Source organism: Acinetobacter sp. 1207_04, from assembly GCF_052850415.1.
In genome coordinates this window covers 1-214 of the sequence record NZ_VXCQ01000055.1, presented here as the reverse complement: position 1 = coordinate 214, position 214 = coordinate 1, and the positions used below count along the sequence as shown (strand labels likewise).

General features: G+C 42.1%; 1 protein-coding gene. It reads left to right on the top strand.

What is annotated here, in order from left to right:
* Positions 1-25: 25 nt before the first annotated feature.
* Positions 26-214: YDG domain-containing protein (locus tag FW754_RS16450; RefSeq protein WP_446325270.1), on the top strand; the 189-nt coding region annotated here is incomplete at its 3' end.

Sequence of the window (214 nt, the reverse complement as noted above, 5' to 3'; positions counted from 1 at the left end):
CGGTACAGATGCAGGAAACTATGAATTGACCACCAATGGCCAAGTCACAGCTAATATTGCCAAAAAACAAATCACAGGCTCAATTAGTGCACAAGACAAAGTCTACGATGGCACGACCAATGCGATTGTGAATGGTAGTCTGAATGGTGTGATTAGTGGTGACAATGTCAATATCACAGCACAAGGTCAATTTAGCGATAAAAATGCAGGCTCA